14 protein-coding genes are annotated in these 15,319 nt (G+C 46.5%); 5 read left to right on the top strand and 9 right to left on the bottom strand.

Annotation, left to right across the window (positions count from 1 at the left end):
- Positions 1-41: 41 nt before the first annotated feature.
- The 4 genes from ACLVWP_RS16675 to ACLVWP_RS16660 all read right to left on the bottom strand — a co-directional run bounded on the left by ACLVWP_RS16675 (position 42) and on the right by ACLVWP_RS16660 (position 4,805).
- Positions 42-1,454, bottom strand: coding sequence for a sigma-54-dependent transcriptional regulator (locus tag ACLVWP_RS16675; protein ID WP_413558786.1), 1,413 nt, complete (start codon positions 1,452-1,454; stop codon positions 42-44).
- A 115-nt stretch (positions 1,455-1,569) separates the two neighbouring features.
- Positions 1,570-3,426: a histidine kinase dimerization/phospho-acceptor domain-containing protein gene (locus tag ACLVWP_RS16670; protein ID WP_413558785.1), complete on the bottom strand. Its 1,857-nt coding sequence runs from the start codon at positions 3,424-3,426 to the stop codon at positions 1,570-1,572.
- Entirely contained in the window at positions 3,414-4,097 is a 684-nt protein-coding gene (locus ACLVWP_RS16665; RefSeq protein ID WP_413558784.1) for an HAD hydrolase-like protein, read from the bottom strand. Before ACLVWP_RS16665 ends, ACLVWP_RS16670 begins: the two co-directional genes overlap by 13 nt.
- On the bottom strand, positions 4,098-4,805 hold the full coding sequence (locus tag ACLVWP_RS16660; RefSeq protein WP_413558783.1) for a DUF2817 domain-containing protein: 708 nt from the start codon (positions 4,803-4,805) through the stop codon (positions 4,098-4,100).
- Positions 4,806-4,862: 57 nt separating this feature from the next.
- On the opposite strand from ACLVWP_RS16660, the gene glmU reads away from it, so the two are divergent.
- Together glmU and glmS are read left to right on the top strand one after the other, a co-directional pair.
- Positions 4,863-6,266 carry a bifunctional UDP-N-acetylglucosamine diphosphorylase/glucosamine-1-phosphate N-acetyltransferase GlmU gene (gene glmU, locus ACLVWP_RS16655; RefSeq protein WP_413558782.1) on the top strand — a complete coding sequence of 468 codons (1,404 nt, stop codon included), beginning with the start codon at positions 4,863-4,865 and terminating at the stop codon, positions 6,264-6,266.
- A 36-nt stretch (positions 6,267-6,302) separates the two neighbouring features.
- Positions 6,303-8,189, top strand: a complete 1,887-nt coding sequence (gene glmS / locus ACLVWP_RS16650) for a glutamine--fructose-6-phosphate transaminase (isomerizing) (protein WP_413558781.1) — start codon at positions 6,303-6,305, stop codon at positions 8,187-8,189.
- Between the two features lie 53 nt (positions 8,190-8,242).
- On the opposite strand, the gene ACLVWP_RS16645 is transcribed toward glmS, so the two are convergent.
- Positions 8,243-8,770: a hypothetical protein gene (locus ACLVWP_RS16645; protein ID WP_413558780.1), complete on the bottom strand. Its 528-nt coding sequence runs from the start codon at positions 8,768-8,770 to the stop codon at positions 8,243-8,245.
- 41 nt (positions 8,771-8,811) lie between these two features.
- On the bottom strand, positions 8,812-10,188 hold the full coding sequence (gene mltF, locus ACLVWP_RS16640) for a membrane-bound lytic murein transglycosylase MltF (protein ID WP_413558779.1): 1,377 nt from the start codon (positions 10,186-10,188) through the stop codon (positions 8,812-8,814).
- A 244-nt stretch (positions 10,189-10,432) separates the two neighbouring features.
- On the opposite strand from mltF, the gene ACLVWP_RS16635 reads away from it, so the two are divergent.
- Positions 10,433-11,059, top strand: coding sequence for a thymidine kinase (locus tag ACLVWP_RS16635; protein WP_413558778.1), 627 nt, complete (start codon positions 10,433-10,435; stop codon positions 11,057-11,059).
- A 36-nt stretch (positions 11,060-11,095) separates the two neighbouring features.
- Entirely contained in the window at positions 11,096-11,548 is a 453-nt protein-coding gene (locus ACLVWP_RS16630; RefSeq protein ID WP_413558777.1) for a DUF4430 domain-containing protein, read from the top strand.
- A gap of 56 nt (positions 11,549-11,604) precedes the next feature.
- Here ACLVWP_RS16630 and trmFO read toward each other — a convergent pair whose 3' ends face one another.
- Positions 11,605-12,924, bottom strand: a complete 1,320-nt coding sequence (gene trmFO, locus ACLVWP_RS16625; protein ID WP_413558776.1) for a methylenetetrahydrofolate--tRNA-(uracil(54)-C(5))-methyltransferase (FADH(2)-oxidizing) TrmFO — start codon at positions 12,922-12,924, stop codon at positions 11,605-11,607.
- Between the two features lie 34 nt (positions 12,925-12,958).
- Here trmFO and ACLVWP_RS16620 point away from each other — a divergent pair, with 34 nt between their 5' ends.
- Positions 12,959-13,366: a DUF721 domain-containing protein gene (locus ACLVWP_RS16620; RefSeq protein ID WP_413558775.1), complete on the top strand. Its 408-nt coding sequence runs from the start codon at positions 12,959-12,961 to the stop codon at positions 13,364-13,366.
- On the opposite strand, the gene ACLVWP_RS16615 is transcribed toward ACLVWP_RS16620, so the two are convergent.
- On the bottom strand, positions 13,363-14,247 hold the full coding sequence (locus ACLVWP_RS16615) for a S1 family peptidase (protein ID WP_413558774.1): 885 nt from the start codon (positions 14,245-14,247) through the stop codon (positions 13,363-13,365). The genes ACLVWP_RS16620 and ACLVWP_RS16615 overlap by 4 nt on opposite strands.
- The gene (locus ACLVWP_RS16610; protein ID WP_413558773.1) at positions 14,244-15,086 is read right to left on the bottom strand and encodes a hypothetical protein; all 843 of its coding nucleotides are present in this window, start codon (positions 15,084-15,086) and stop codon (positions 14,244-14,246) included. The genes ACLVWP_RS16615 and ACLVWP_RS16610 overlap by 4 nt, the downstream gene beginning before the upstream one ends.
- Positions 15,087-15,319 lie beyond the last annotated feature (233 nt).

The raw sequence follows: 15,319 nt of genomic DNA, 5'->3' as shown, positions 1-15,319 counted from the left end.
GCGAAGATGTCTTCGCCGCTTGAGATGTTTCATTCAGAGATTTAGAAATTTGCCGGATTGATATCTCCTGGAGGAGTCAGGCCTTTTTTCTTAATTTTCTCTACCAACGTGGTTCTGTTCAATCTTAACAAAGCTGCTGCTTGGTTGCGATTCCAGCCCGTTTTTTCCAGAGCCTTCAAGATCAAATTATTCTCAAACGTATCCACTGCCGTATTGAAATCCATGCCGCTGTCAGGAATTTCAAGTTGGCTTGCATCCAAACTTGCAGCAGGTTTCATCGACTTGTACTTGATTGGCAAGTCATTCATTTCAACAGTGCCTTGGCCTTTAAGGATCGTCATGCGCTCGACCAAGTTTTCAAGTTCACGGATATTACCTGGCCACGGATAGTTCGACAAAGCATCCAAGGCATCAGTTGCGATACCAGTTAAACCGCGACCTTTGTTTTTATTGAAGATTTCCATGAAATGATTCAACAACAAAGGGATATCGCTTTTACGTTCGCGAAGTGCTGGTACGTGAATAGGGATAACGTTCAAGCGATAGTACAAGTCCTCACGGAAACGATCATGCTCAACAGCTTCTTCCAAGTTAATATTAGTTGCTGCGATCACACGAACATTTACGGAAACTGTTTTCGTAGAACCGACAGGTTCAAAACTGCGTTCTTGCAATGCACGCAAGAGTTTTACTTGTAATGAAGGTTCAAGGTCGCCGATTTCGTCCAAGAAGATCGTTCCGCCGTCAGCCATTTCAAAACGGCCGATACGGTTGGCGATAGCACCGGTGAAGGCGCCCTTCATGTGGCCGAACAATTCACTTTCCAAAAGTTCGGAAGGAATAGCGCCGCAATTGATTGGAATAAATGGACCTTGAGCACGAGGGGAATTGTAGTGAATCGCGCGAGCGATCAACTCTTTACCAGTACCAGACTCACCAGTAACTAATACTGTTGAATCAGAGTCAGCAACACGTTCGATCAAACGCAAAACATTTTGAATAGGTTCTGAAGAACCGACGATTTGATCGAATTTGTATTTCTTGTTCAATTCAGATCGAAGTTGCTGATTTTCTTGCTGAAGTTTTTTATGAGTCAGAGCTTTTTCGATCAAGCTCATCAGCTCTTCAAGATTGAAAGGCTTCGTCACAAAGTGGAAGGCACCTTTTTGAGTGGCGCGGATCGCAGATTCAATAGTCGCGTGGCCAGTCAGAATGATAACTTCAGTAGCTGGGTTCAGGGCTTTTAAATAAGTCATGAACTCGATGCCATCGCCATCTGGCAGATTCAAATCCACGATCGCCAAATCAATAGGAGTATCTCCTTGTGACAAAGCTTTTGCTTCTTCGATCTTATTGGCAGTGATGACATTCAAACCTTTTCTATCGAGCACTCTGAAAAGAGCGGTACGTAGAGAGGACTCGTCATCCAGGATTAGAACACGTTGTGAACGCATGAACCTTCCTTCCATGGTGGGTTCGTGGAGAGACAGCCGACGTGCATGTCAGCCTTGATAAAAGGATATGGTATTTTTGACGGACCTGTCAAAAAATCCGCGCCCAGTGCGCGTTTCAGGACCTTAAAACTAGACGGTTGAAGGAAATTTTTGCCACGTTTTCCTGGCCTGGACCTGTGTAAAATTCGAGGTCGGCCTCGTGATCGCGCAGGATCTGTGCGGCGACAGGAACACCTAAACCTATGGGAAGACTTGGATTTTTCTCTGGCGTCCCGTTGTCTTTGATTAAAATATTGGCAATGTCATCAGCGGCAGAAATTTCGATATCGAGAGAACCTCGGAATCCCTTACTTTGTCGGCTGCGGTCCGTTAAATGGTCGATCGCATTTTGGAAGACGTTCTTCAAAGCTTGGGCCAAAAGATTCAAATGCCCCTTCACCGCCAAATCCTGTGCAGGAAAGTGAAGGCGGACTTCGATGCCTTGAGATTTTGTTTGCAGCTCAACAATTTTGAAAGCGCGTTGGCAGACATCTTTCAAGCTCACTTCGCCTTCTTGATCTGAAATAGGATTGCGAGTGAAACCTAAAAGATTTTGTACGATCTCTTTGCAGCGTTGAACGCCCGCTTCCATTTCTAAGATATCAGGATAAAGCGGATGATCGCCGGGCATATCCATCTTGATCAATTGTGCAAAAGATAAAATTCCTCCCAGAGGATTATTCAACTCATGCGCAATCGATGAACCGATAGTTCCGAGCTCTGCCATCTTTGCAGATTCCAGAATTTGCTTTTCCATTTTCATCTGTTGAGTGACGTCATGGTACAAGTTCACGAAAACAGCAGGTTTATCGCTATCTAAAATTAAACTCTGGCTGAAAACATCAAAGGTGCGCGGAGAAACATCCTTAGAGCGCATGCGGAAGTTACGACCGCGTTGGCAGCCAGGACATGGCTCCTCACGGTTGTATAAAAGGGCATAGCACTTACGCGTGTTCTGCGCATGTTCACGCTCTTTCAAGCGCTCTTCCGCCGCTTTATTGGACTGGATGATGTCATAGTTTTGATCAATCAAAACGACAGGGTCTGACATCGAGTTGAACGTGGCTTCCCACTGTTCTTTCATCGACTCAGATTCTTGAAGTTTTTGAATACGATCCAATGCCAAAGCCACGGCCTCTGCAACACGAGTCAGGAAATCACTTTCCTCTTTGTTGAAAGGGTGGTCTGGGGCGCGCAAGAAAAACACTGAACCGATACGGTCGTGTTGTTTGAATAAAGGAACTTGCAGCTGAGTAAAACTTAGCTGGGCGGTAACTTGGCTTGAGAACTGTTCATCCTGAGGATGAAAGAAAATACGAATCCACGAAGTCTGAACAGTCGTCGCCAACGAATCATTTAAAAGCTGTTCGATTTCAGCGACGGAGCTTGCTTGATGAACGGCCATCAAGGCGACCTTGAAACCCTCGATACGCGAATTGGTCAGATATAATTTACGACGAGCTTCAGTGAGGAAGCGTGTTCTTTTCTGAACCCGTTCTTCCAATTCAATTTGTAAGCGTTTTAATTTTTCTGTCTGTTCGCGAATCAAAACAGCCAAGTTGTCATCTTGTTTGCGCTGATTGGCTTCTTCCAAAGCCATGAACAAATGCGATTCAAGATCTGTGTCGTTAAAGCTGTGCATGACTCGCAGAAAGGAATACTCCTCGTGCAGTCGGCTTAATTGATTCGCGGAAAAATCCGGTGGCACTACAGCGATAAACTGAGTGGCCGGGCTGCCTTGTTTGATCTCTTGATAGAATTCAGGAAAGCGTTTTCCTAAGATCACCGTCACCGAAACGGCCACCACGTTGTAGGTGGAATCTTGGATCCAATGCCAAGCTTGTTGCAGGTCCGTCGCGATATGTGCGCCCAGCTCCTGCAGCCTTGCATCCCAAGGTCCGATCAATAGAAAGCTTGCCTTTAAAGTCCGCATGCCGCGATCAGATCCTTGTGCTGCTTGATAGTGTAGTCGGGATGATCTTCAGGGTAGACGGCTTGCTCGCCCACGTGTTCTCCGTGCGCGAAATAACAAGTGGTCGCACCTAATTTTTTAGCGTCGCGAATTTCACTGGAAAGGCGATTGCCAATACTTAAAAGTTCTTCAGAGGAATGGCCCTCGCGGGAAAGGATATCAGCAAAAGCTGATTCTTTGCGCTCACCGATGAAGCCATTCAGGATATAAATCTTTTTAAAAAACTTCTCGATGCCCAGTGCTTGGATCTTTTTTACTTGAGCATCGTGGGAACCCATTGTGACCAGATAAAGATTGTACTGTTCTTGAAGGTGCAAAAGGTTTTCCGTCGCTCCCGCTAAAAGCGGCAGTACGGTCGGAACCTCAGGGTTATAGAACTGTTCAAGGGCATCATGAACAGCTTTGCCTGGTTGAGTTGTCCCGAACTGATTGACGATCTTAGTAAAAATTTCTGTGTGGGAAAGGTTAGCGGCCCATTCTTGGCGAAGGTGCATGCACTCTTCCAGAGTCACACAAACACCTGCTGCGATCATAGCTTCACAAGCTCTTTGCGAAGCGAGGGGCACGAGCAGACCTGACGTGTCTAACAACGTGTCATCCAAATCGAACGCGATGGACTTAATCGTGGACATCTAAAACCCTTCTCCCTTGAGTAACATTTGCAGGCCTACTTTGAAGTGGGGCCATACGTTGTTGAGGTCTTCTCCGCTGAGTTCCTCAATACAGACGACGGGAGTTTTTTTATCAATCCAGCCATACTGACCTAAGCTGCCAGGAGTGGGGTACCCAATATCCTCGCGATGCTCATATCCAGTTCCTGTGGCTAAGATCTCGGCGGCTTTTTTACCAGGTTCGCCGGTATAAACTACGCACGGCTCCCATGAGTGAAAGTGTACTATGAGATGTGGCTTTTCGTCCTCAATGAGTTTTACCAAAGCCCGAACTTCGGGCTCGCTCCCAGGCGAAGGGCCGGGATAGTATCGGGGGGCCTTAGCTTCCGGGCTCCAATCAGAACTCGGGAAGTTGCGGTTCAGGTCGACGCCGGAGCCATTGGTTCTTTGGTTTTTTTCGGAGCCATCAGGGTTGATATTGGGGATGAGGATCCAAGGGCGGATCTTATCACCTTGAGTTTGTTCATTTTCCTGAAGCCATTGTAATAACTCCTCGGCCAAGCGAACACCTTCGGGCTCGTCGCCGTGAACGCCACCCACAAACAGGATGGGGCGCTCCGAAAAGTCGCTGTTGTCGCCGTCGGGGCTGTGTGATTTTTTATACAGCTCTATGTTTTTTCCTGACGCGGACTTGGCCCAAGAAGATAGGTGAAAAATTCTTTGTTGCATGCGATAATTAAGCCTGTTTTTTTAAGAGAAGAAAAGCATTTAAAAGGAAGTTTCTGAATGTCAGCAAATGCCTCAGAGAAATTGACCGTTATTGCCCTAGCCGCAGGTAAGGGTACACGCATGAAATCACCACTACCGAAAGTTCTTCATCCGGTGGCGGGTCGGCCTATGATTGAAAAAGTAATTCTCGCATCTAAGGGTGCGGGCGCGACAGAAGTGCGCGTGATCGTGGGCCATGGTCAGCAGTTGGTACGCCAAGTGGTTGAGCCGATGGGAGTTTCTTGCTATGCCCAGGACGAGCAATTGGGAACGGCGCACGCTGTTCGCTGTGCAAAACCAGAAACTATTGAAGGCGATGTTGTTATCATGAATGGTGACCATCCTTTGATCGAGTCTTCTGACATCAAAGAATTCCTACGCATCTTCCGTGATGAAAAATGTGATTTGGCTGTGGTGACTGCGGAATTGAAAGTTCCGGGCGAGTTCGGTCGTATCGTGCGCAACCGTGGTGACTTAGTCGCGATCGTTGAAGCGAAAGACGCTTCTGCTGAAGCTTTGAAGATCCGCGAAATCAACACAGGCATCTATATCGCGAAAGCTTCTGTGCTAGCGGAGTATTTGCCACAAATCAAAAACAACAATGCTAAAAAAGAATTCTACATCACAGATCTGATTTCTTTGTGCATCCAAGACAAAATGAAAGTTCAAGCGATCAAGTCTACTCCAAAAGTAGCTGTGGGCGTGAACAATCAAGTCGAGTTGGCGAAAGCGACTCGTTTGTTGTTTAAGCGTAAAGCTTTGCGCTTGATGGAAGAAGGCGTGTTGATGATTGATCCTCGCACGGCTTACATCGAAGAAAGCGTACAAATTGGCGCTGGCACTGTGATCTATCCGAATGTTTTCATTCGTGGTCGCACAAAAATTGGCTCTTTCTGCGTGATCGAGTCCAATGCCTTTATTTCTGATACAGAAATCGCTGACAGCGTTCAAGTACGCGGCGGCAGTTATTTGGAGAGCTCGAAACTTCACAATAAAGTTTCTGTAGGTCCTTATGCTCGTCTTCGTCCTGAAACTGAAATCTGTGAAGAAGCCCATGTGGGTAACTTCGTGGAAATGAAGAAAACGAAATTCGGTAAAAAATCAAAAGCGGGTCATTTGACTTACCTTGGCGACGCAGAGATCGGTGAGGAAGTAAATGTGGGTTGCGGAACTATAACTTGCAACTACGCCGCAGATAAAAAGAAATATAAAACGAAAATCGGTGACCGTGTTTTCGTAGGAAGCGATACGCAGTTCGTGGCGCCAATTGAGATTGGTAACGACGCAGTGATTGGTTCCGGTTCAACGATCACAAAAAACGTCCCAGCTAATGCTTTGGCAGTGGCGCGTGGCAAACAGTTTACCAAAGAGAACTATGTCGCTAAGGCGCCAGATGCTCAGACGGAAACTGAAACTAAATAAGTTATTTAAGGTATTGAAAGTTAAGATAGGTGAATTATGTGCGGAATCGTTGGTTATCTTGGACCTCAAAGTCCTAAAGACATCATCATCAGTGGTTTGAAAAAACTTGAATATCGCGGATACGACAGCGCAGGTATCGCGATCTTGGACAAAGGCACAACAAAGCGTGTGCGTGCTCAAGGTAAGCTAAAAAATCTTGAAGAAAAACTTGTGAACGAAAAGTTCGATGGCCACTTGGGTATCGGTCACACTCGTTGGGCGACTCACGGTAAACCGTCAGAGCGTAATGCCCATCCTCACCAAGTTCGCGGCATCAACTTGGTTCACAACGGTATCATCGAAAACTATCTTGATATTCGTGAAGATCTTTTGGCTCAAGGAGCGGAGATCACTTCAGACACAGATTCTGAATTGGTAGCGCATTTGATCGCTAACGAAATCGAAATCACGAAAGACTTGTACAAAGCTGTTGAAAGCACTTTGACGAAGCTTCGTGGCGCGTTCTCGATCCTAGTTATGTGGGATAAAGAACCAGATCATTTGATCGCCTTCAAAGACGGTCCACCATTGGTTGTGGGCTTGGGTAAAGAAGAAGTATTCGTAGCTTCTGACGTTCAAGCATTGATCCAATACACAAAAACATTCGTGTACTTGGATGACCGCGAGATCGCGAACATCAAAGGCAGCAAAGTAGAGTTCTTCTCTGCAAATGGTTTCCCGATTCAAAAGAAATCAGTCGAGCTTAACTGGAATCCTGAGATGGTCGAAAAACAAGGCTATGCACACTACATGCTTAAAGAAATCTATGAGCAACCACGTGCGGTGGCAGCGGCAATCGAACCACACGTGAACACGGAAGCGTTCACTGTAGCTTTGAAAAACGTAGGTTTCGGTGGTCAATCTGTTCAAAAATTGGAAGAGTTGGATTTTAAAACAGACTGGGCAAAAACTCAGGAAGTCTTCAAAGGCATCGAGCGCGTTTTCATCATCGCTTGCGGAACAAGTTTCTATGCAGGTCTTGTTGGTAAATACTTGATCGAACAATTGGCACGTATCCCGGTTGAAGTGGACGTGGCGAGTGAGTTCCGTTACCGCAATCCAGTGATCCCACCAAAAACTTTAGTGATGACGATTTCTCAATCGGGTGAAACGGCAGATACATTGGCAGCGATCCGTATGTCGAAAGAAGCGGGCGCGACAACAATGTCTATCTGTAACGTACGTAACTCTACAATCGATCGTGAAGCTCACGGTCACTTGTACATGAACTCAGGCCCTGAGATTGGTGTGGCTTCGACGAAGGCCTTCACATCAACGCTGGCAGTATTGAACTGCGTAGCGGTAGCAATGGCTCGCAGCCGTGGCGTGATGGAAGCTAAAGAAGAAAAAGAACTTGTTCAAAGCTTGCTAGCAACACCAAGCCAAATGGAAAGCGTTCTGGCTTACGATAAGTACTTTGATGAAGCTGCTTCTAAATTGAAGCTCTTCCGTGGTTTCTTGTACATGGGTCGTGGCACAAGCTATCCAATCGCGATGGAAGGTGCTTTGAAATTGAAGGAACTTGCTTACATGCATGCTGAGGGTTACGCCGCAGGCGAGATGAAGCATGGTCCTTTGGCTTTGATCGACGAACGCATGGCTATCGTGATGGTCGCTCCAACAGATCACTGGTACGAAAAAACGATCAGCAATCTTGAAGAAGCACGCGCACGTGGCGGTAAGATCATTTCTATCGGCACAGGCGAAAATGAAAAGCTTCGTGGCATCAGTGAATACTACTTGGCATTGCCTAAGGCTCACTGGACGACGAACACGATCTTGACTGTGATTCCGTTGCAGTTGATGAGCTATCACTTGGCAAGCAACCTAGGTTACGATGTGGATCAACCACGTAACTTGGCAAAATCAGTGACAGTTGAATAGATCGAACGAGTAAACGAAAATAGAAAGCCCTGTGAGAAATCACGGGGCTTTTTTTATGTCTTAGTCGCGGCAAGGAAGTTGTTTTTAGGTCCACGCCCCGAAGTGGCCCGGTGCAAAGCCGCGAGCAGCAGGCAAAAGCCAAACAGATTTGTGGCAAAGTGAAAGCTCATAAAATAAGCCCACTGTTCGCGGAGAGCATAAACTTCGCCGCTGATCACGTATGTTTCAGCGAACGAGCGCAGCACCATATTGATGCGGTAATGTCCAAAAAATGACAGAGCGATTTCTTGAACCACGCAAAGAAAAGCCCCCAGAACAAAATAGAAATCCACCATGCGGTAACGGCGAAACCAAACCAGCAGCCAAGATCCCGTCGAGCACAGCATGACTATGTACATTGCCAAAACATTCTTATCGAAGGCGGCGGCATCATAACGGAAAAACTCGAGCGCGGTTCCCGGAGGGAGTTCTTTAATGGTGGGAGCAAAGATCAGTGCGAAAAATCCAGTGAAGCCAGCAAACAAGCCGACAGACAGAACTGAGATCAGATAAATAATTTTTCGGCAGAGGATTAAAAGCATCAAGGAATCTTAACAAGATTCCCTCTGAAGGGACGTTACATTTAGCCAGCGGACATTAAGCTATAGAAAGACTTAACGCGCTCAACGAACTCAACAGTTTCGTACCCGCGGGCATAACCGTATTCCAATTTTTCGGTGTAATCAGGATCTGCTAAAAGTGGCAAAATCTCTTTCATATGGCGCCAAGAATAAGGATCACGTCCCATGCTTTCTGCCAATTTCTGAGCATCACGCAAGTGAGCATAACCAACATTGTAAGCTGCCAATGCCAAAGCCATGCGATCTTTGGAATTTAAATGGCGAGGCATCTTATTTAAAAGATACTTCAAATATTTAGAGCCACCCCAAATACTTTGCATCGGATCAGTTCTGTCCTCGATCCCAACATGGTCAGCAGTGTCCATTGTCAGTTGCATAAGACCACGAACACCTGTGAAGCTCACAGCGTCCGCATTCCAATGGGATTCTTGATAAGCAACAGACGCAATTAACTGCCAAGGAAGTCCGTGTTCCGCGGCTGCTTCTTTGAAAGCTTGGCGGTAAGTTGGCAAAATACTTTCGATATTACGGAAGAAGCGAGAGATGTCGGCTTTATCCAATTGATTCAAAGTTGTTTTGTAGCGATCCATGATACGCATCACGCTGTCTTCGCGGGACGCGGACTGATACCAAGCTTGCATCAAGCGAGCAAGATCCTGACTGTTCGGAGTCAGCAACCAGCTTAAAGAGTAAGAATCAGTTAACGTCGTGATTTTCTCGATGTTTTTATGGAAACGAACATAGAAATCGCCGCTCACATTTTCTGTGATCACGCAGTCGTATTTTTTTTCGTTCAAGTGAGACAGAAGATCTTGGGTTTTTAGATTCTCAAGAATTTGGATGCTGGTAGTTGGGGAGAGTTGTCCCAAACGTTGCGAGAATCCTTTGTAGTTGTCTTTGTGGAGGATTCCGACTTTTTTGCCGCCCAGATCCTGGATATTTTGGATTTGGGATTTTCTTTGGCAGTAAAGGCTCAAAGTAGTGTCTTCGTAGGCGGGACCGGTTAGGAACCCAGCGCGATTTTCGGGAGTTCTGAAGCGAGCGGCGGCGACATCGCCCTCACCCTTAGCCAGGGCCCTTAAAACTGCGCTTTCGTCTTTTAGAACCACGAACTTCATTTTCAGTCCGTAGTGCTTAGCGAAGTTTTGTAAGAGGTCGTGATCGATACCCGATGACTCTCCCTTTTTGGCCTTACTATATATAAGAGGATTTTGCGTGGTAAGGACCGTGATCTCGCCGTGCTTCTGCACTTTGCTCAAACTATCCTTCTCGTCCCAGTAAATAGCATCGCAGCCGTTCATGAAGAACGTCATCAATGCTAATCCGCCGACAACGGAAAGCTGTTTAAATTTCTGTCGAAATCTTAAATTCCTACCCATAGTGTTCGGGCTAGGTAGCCCATGGCGCACTGCTTGCGCAAGCAATAAGCACCCCAACAAGGGTTTTAAATATGAAAGACAGCCATTTTTTGCGGGGTTTCGGAAAAAAGTTCAATATCCGCAAACCCTTGATGCGACTGGAAAACAAAGCTTCAAAGCCTCAGGTTTCTGATGCAATGCAATCATTTGACACATTTTGTGCCAGGTCCGATCCTTGGTTTGCGCTATTTCGAGGGGATGTTTCGTGTCTGAATTTTCATATGTTGTGACCCGTGGTTGGATTGAAGTGATTGTTGGTTCTATGTTTAGCGGGAAAACAGAAGAACTTATCCGTCGTTTGCGTCGTGCTGAATTCGCACGTCTGCAAGTTCAGGTTTTCAAACCTATTATAGATAAACGTTATAACGAGATGGCCGTGACTTCGCACAACTTCACGACGATGGACTCCCAACCGATTCAAGATGCTGAGCAAATCTGGGACTATTTGAAACCTGAAACGAAAGTGGTAGGGATCGATGAAGGTCAGTTTTTCTCGGATAATCTGGTTCAGGTCGTTCAAGATCTGGCAGAGCGCGGTCTTCGCGTGATCATCGCAGGCCTTGATACCGACTGGCAGGCGAAACCTTTTGAACCCATGCCGACTTTGATGGCTATCGCCGAAAACGTTAGTAAGCAACACGCGGTCTGCGTGGTTTGTGGAGCACCAGCATGTCGTACGCAAAGAACAGCGGGCGGGGACGGTCAGGTTCAAGTTGGAACTCATGAGGCCTACGAAGCTCGTTGCCGTTCGCACTTTAAACCAGTGGTGGACTTGCCGACGTTGGATTTTAAGCTCAAACGCACGGAAACTTCTACTGAGGCCTCCGTTTAATTTGCCTCCCACAATTTGATTCGCTATGAAGGGCTCATGAAAAACATGTTAGCCCTTCTTTTCATTTTGGCTCCTTTGTCTGCAAATGCGATCACTTGGAAGGTGATTGGTGCTTGCTCTGAAACTCCACTGTATCAAGGAACTGCTACAGCAGACTTGAAGCAATCTGTGGGTCACAACACGATTCAAATCTTTGATACGAACAACGTGCACTATTACGGTGTGGCTGAAGGCATCAGCTCGATCAATGACACTCCGGTGGGATTGGATGCGGTTGAGGTGGTTTCAGACACGTTGATGCGTGCTTACGGCTGGTGCTTTACGGTGAATGGCGAAATCCCGTTGGCGATGCCACACAAGGTGTCTTTTAAATCTCAAAATGACGAGTTGGTTTGGTTCTATGGTTATTCCACGAACGACAAAAACCAATGGATTGATATGTGTGTTCCGGGAACAAACATCAAACCTGATCAGTTCTGCAAAAAGTAATTTCTTAAGAAGAGCTTAAAAGTAAAAAGCCGAACTTGTTACAGTTCGGCTTTTTTTTATTTCCAGGATTGAATCGCGTTACGAGCGATTTCGATTTGTTTTTTCTTGCGCGTTTCTTTGTCGCGCTCTTTTTCCGCCAACGGTGGCAACAGAGCCATATTGATATTGGTTGGTTGAAAGTGCTCCGCACGAGTTTCATCTGTGATCGCCTCAAGCAGCGAACCAAATGCAGAAGGTCTTGGTGGAGGATTGAATGTTTCATCTTTCAGTTTTTGATTGATGAAGCGAGAAACCATCAAGCCCACGCAAGTCGATTCAAAGTAACCCTCGACACCTGTGATTTGTCCCGCAAAGAACAACCAAGGGTCATTTTTAGAGGAAAGATCTTTGTTCAATCTCTTAGGGGAGTTGATAAAGAGGTTTCTATGAATAGATCCCAGCTTTAAGAACTCTGCGTTTTCCAGACCTGGGATCATACGGAATACGCGAACTTGATCCGCGTAAGCCATACGAGTTTGGAAGCCCACCATGTTATAAGCAGTGCCTTCCTTGTTATCTTGACGAAGTTGCACCACCGCCCATGGATAGCGGTTCGTACGAGGATCATCCAAACCAATGGGCTTCATCGGGCCAAAGCGCAATGTTTGCGGACCACGATCTACCATCACTTCAATCGGCATGCAGCCTTCAAAGAATTCTGTTTTTTCAAAATCTTTGGGTTCGATTTTTTTAGCGTCTGTGACGGCTTGGATGAAGTTGTTGTATTCCTCTTTGTTCATTGGGCAGTTGTAGTAATCGTTGGTGCCTTTGCCCCAACGATCTGCCTTCCACGCGATTTCTGTATTGATGGATTCCGCATCAATGATCGGTGCGATGGCATCAAAGAAATACAAGAACTCATCACCGAAATGCTTGCGCAGGTCTTCAGCCAACTCGTCGTGAGTCAGAGGACCTGTCGCGATCACTGCGGGGCGAGGAATATCGTTCAAAGATTTGATCACATCATTGCGGATTTCAATATTCGGGTGGCTTTTAACTTTCTCAGTGACTAGTTGAGAGAAGACCTCGCGGTCCATGCCCAATGCCTGTCCTGCCGGAACCGCCGATTCTTTGGCAATTTTTAGGATGTGAGAGCCAAGGAGTTCGGCCTCCCATTTTAGTTGGCCAGGAGCCGAAACTTCGTTCAAAGTCCCAAAAGAGTTGGAGCAAACAAGTTCCGCGAACTTGTTTGTTTTGTGCGCTGGGGTCATGGTTTTGTCGCGCATTTCGCACAAAACGACCTTATAACCCATATCAGCAAGCTGCAATGCGCACTCAGAGCCCGCGAGCCCTGCGCCAACAACGGTAATTTTTTGATTTGGTGTGATATTAGTCATCTTTTGTCCGTTCTTTTGCTAGCTTGGGACCTGCATGAATAAAGACGATCCAAGCAACCCTAAAAATAAAAAGCGCAAGCTCACTCTGGGATCTGAAGTCCTACAGAGTCTTTTTGAAAATGGCAAGTCGCCATTGTCAGAACAGTTCATGCGCTGGAAATTATGGGCGAAATGGGAAGAGGTCGTAGGACCCACTATTGCAAAAAATGCAGAGCCCGTAGGTTTTCAGAGGGGCGTTTTGTATGTTTGGGTTCGTAATTCTTCGTGGATGCAGCAGATGATCTTTTTGAAGGATCAGATTCGCAACACCATCAACGAGAAATTTGAGAATAACTTTGTTCGTCACATCAAATTCACATTGGACCGTCGCGAAGTTCCTCAGGATGACCAGTTGGGGATCAAAGAAATGATCCAGCGTCTGGCGCCAGAATCAGAAGACTAATCCTGGTTCGTGACTTCGGTTTCGTTCGCTGCCGCAGAAATCATATCTCTAGTAAGATAAGTCGTCGTTGTTTCAATCCAGTTTTTGAACTTCAACAAGTTGACGTAAGCACCACGGAAGCTACAAGTCGTTGTTTGTGAGTTTTCCGGGACAACTGTTTTTGAAGCCACACCCATGATGTAGTACTTGCCTTCGTATTGGAACATACCTGGGCCACCAGAATCACCTTGGCAGAAACCTTTGCCGTTGGATTGATCAACCAGGAATTTGCTGTCGTTAAAATCATAAGCTGAAATTTTCAATAGCACGACACGCAGAATACCTAAGCCCTCTGTCGGATCTGCCGTGGGAGCATCATTCGTACGACCGTATCCCGCAGAGATAATATCGATCTTTTGCAAATCGACTTTCATGTCAGGATTCGGAATGGACACAGTCATGATCTTTTCCGGAAGGTCGTCTCTTAAAACAGCAATGGCAAGATCTGCATACTGATCGTTTTTGAAGTCTTCGTTGATGATAGTTTTCACGACGGGGATCGTTGTCATCGTGCCGCCATCCATTACTTCAACATAGCTTAGGTTGTCGCCATTAATACAGTGAGCGGCCGTCAGCACAATTCGACGAGTTAGCGCCGAAGCCGTGCATTGAGTGATGGCCACTTTCTGTGTGCCTGTTTGATTGTCTAAAGGTTGCAACAGTGACTTAAAGGAAATCGCCAGTTTAGAAATATCACTGCCAGAGTCCACAACGTCGCCACCAATAATGGTGTTGTCTGGATTCTTGGCTTTAGCAGTGCCCAAGGCCGCGTCTACGGGGAAGGCACCGTCTTGGCAGGCTGCTAAAAATAGAAAGCTTGCGAGAATAAGATATTTTCTCATGCAGATTTTCCTTTGTTCAAGGAAAGCTCTTCAAGGATCTTTGCCCAAAGATCAGCGAGAACACTGTCGTGTTTTTCTTTAAAGAAGTCGTCGCCTTTTTCATACAGAACGGCGAACACCACAGTCAGTGCGACACGTGTGTAGTAGCGATTGAAAAGTTCGTAGGCGCGGAAGGCTTCTTGTGAATTTTGATACTTCTTAACGATGGCTTGGCCTTCTTTAGAATCAAGTCCACGCATCAAAAGCACAGTCATGTCTTCAGTTTTAATTTTAAAGAAGAACTCTGGAAGTAAGATTGGTGGACGACCCTTCAGCAGAGCAGACGTTGCAAAAGCCGCAGAAGCCATGTTCGTCATAGGGGCGCGATTGAAAGTTCTGAATTTTGAAATCAAAGTCGACTCATCCAGCAAGATCCCTTGCTCTTTGAAAACGGCAACGATGCCTTGGTGAGTGACTTTCTCTCCAACCATGCGAGTCAAAGTATTGAAGGTTCTTTCTTGCGGAGTCAGGAAGATGTAATCAGAAACTCGAGTCGCTTTGCCTTCGGTCTGATTATAGACCTTCTCGATAAGGTATTGGATGTCTCGCTCGGAAAGACCATCTTTATCACTGAACTCGCGCACGGATTTAGTCATGGCGCGATCCATAGCGATATCATAGTAAGGAGCGCGCTCATCGCGGATTGCAGAGGCGAATACGTCGTCACAGGCCACGATCCTTGCCTGGGCTGATACGGACGCTATAAGAGGCAATAGGAAGGCCATAGCCAAACGCAGGCCTGTGTCTAATTTTAAGACACGCTGACGGCAAGCGCTGCTCTTTTGGGGACGAGCTGGCATATATTCCTCCTGACAACTTTTAGTTCACGACAGGAATTTCAAATGCAATCTGGGGACCTCTTAATAGGATAGGGCTGCCTCCCTGCTCTCCGCACTTCCGCGACACGCCATCCAGGCTCAACCAGTGATCGCCTGTGGCGAGTTCGCGCCATCGTGGCGCCACTGGAGGTCGCTGCACTGCCGAGAGCAGGGAGGCAGCCCTATCCTATTAAGAGGGAGAAGTTTGTGTCTGG

The sequence above is a fragment of the Bdellovibrio sp. HCB209 genome (assembly GCF_047306065.1).
In the GTDB taxonomy this organism is placed as follows: Bacteria; Bdellovibrionota; Bdellovibrionia; order Bdellovibrionales; family Bdellovibrionaceae; genus Bdellovibrio.
The sequence above is the reverse complement of the archived record's forward strand: the minus strand, read 5'-3'. Positions and strand labels throughout refer to the sequence as shown.

What these genes read in the sequence shown, in the direction of transcription:
- ACLVWP_RS16675 (WP_413558786.1), bottom strand. Translation starts at nt 1,454, where the DNA reads ATGCGTTCACAACGTGTTCTAATCCTGGATGACGAGTCCTCTCTACGT.
- ACLVWP_RS16670 (WP_413558785.1), bottom strand. Translation starts at nt 3,426, where the DNA reads ATGCGGACTTTAAAGGCAAGCTTTCTATTGATCGGACCTTGGGATGCA.
- ACLVWP_RS16665 (WP_413558784.1), bottom strand. Translation starts at nt 4,097, where the DNA reads ATGTCCACGATTAAGTCCATCGCGTTCGATTTGGATGACACGTTGTTA.
- ACLVWP_RS16660 (WP_413558783.1), bottom strand. Translation starts at nt 4,805, where the DNA reads ATGCAACAAAGAATTTTTCACCTATCTTCTTGGGCCAAGTCCGCGTCA.
- glmU (WP_413558782.1), top strand. Translation starts at nt 4,863, where the DNA reads ATGTCAGCAAATGCCTCAGAGAAATTGACCGTTATTGCCCTAGCCGCA.
- glmS (WP_413558781.1), top strand. Translation starts at nt 6,303, where the DNA reads ATGTGCGGAATCGTTGGTTATCTTGGACCTCAAAGTCCTAAAGACATC.
- ACLVWP_RS16645 (WP_413558780.1), bottom strand. Translation starts at nt 8,770, where the DNA reads ATGCTTTTAATCCTCTGCCGAAAAATTATTTATCTGATCTCAGTTCTG.
- mltF (WP_413558779.1), bottom strand. Translation starts at nt 10,188, where the DNA reads ATGGGTAGGAATTTAAGATTTCGACAGAAATTTAAACAGCTTTCCGTT.
- ACLVWP_RS16630 (WP_413558777.1), top strand. Translation starts at nt 11,096, where the DNA reads ATGAAAAACATGTTAGCCCTTCTTTTCATTTTGGCTCCTTTGTCTGCA.
- trmFO (WP_413558776.1), bottom strand. Translation starts at nt 12,924, where the DNA reads ATGACTAATATCACACCAAATCAAAAAATTACCGTTGTTGGCGCAGGG.
- ACLVWP_RS16620 (WP_413558775.1), top strand. Translation starts at nt 12,959, where the DNA reads ATGAATAAAGACGATCCAAGCAACCCTAAAAATAAAAAGCGCAAGCTC.
- ACLVWP_RS16615 (WP_413558774.1), bottom strand. Translation starts at nt 14,247, where the DNA reads ATGAGAAAATATCTTATTCTCGCAAGCTTTCTATTTTTAGCAGCCTGC.
- ACLVWP_RS16610 (WP_413558773.1), bottom strand. Translation starts at nt 15,086, where the DNA reads ATGCCAGCTCGTCCCCAAAAGAGCAGCGCTTGCCGTCAGCGTGTCTTA.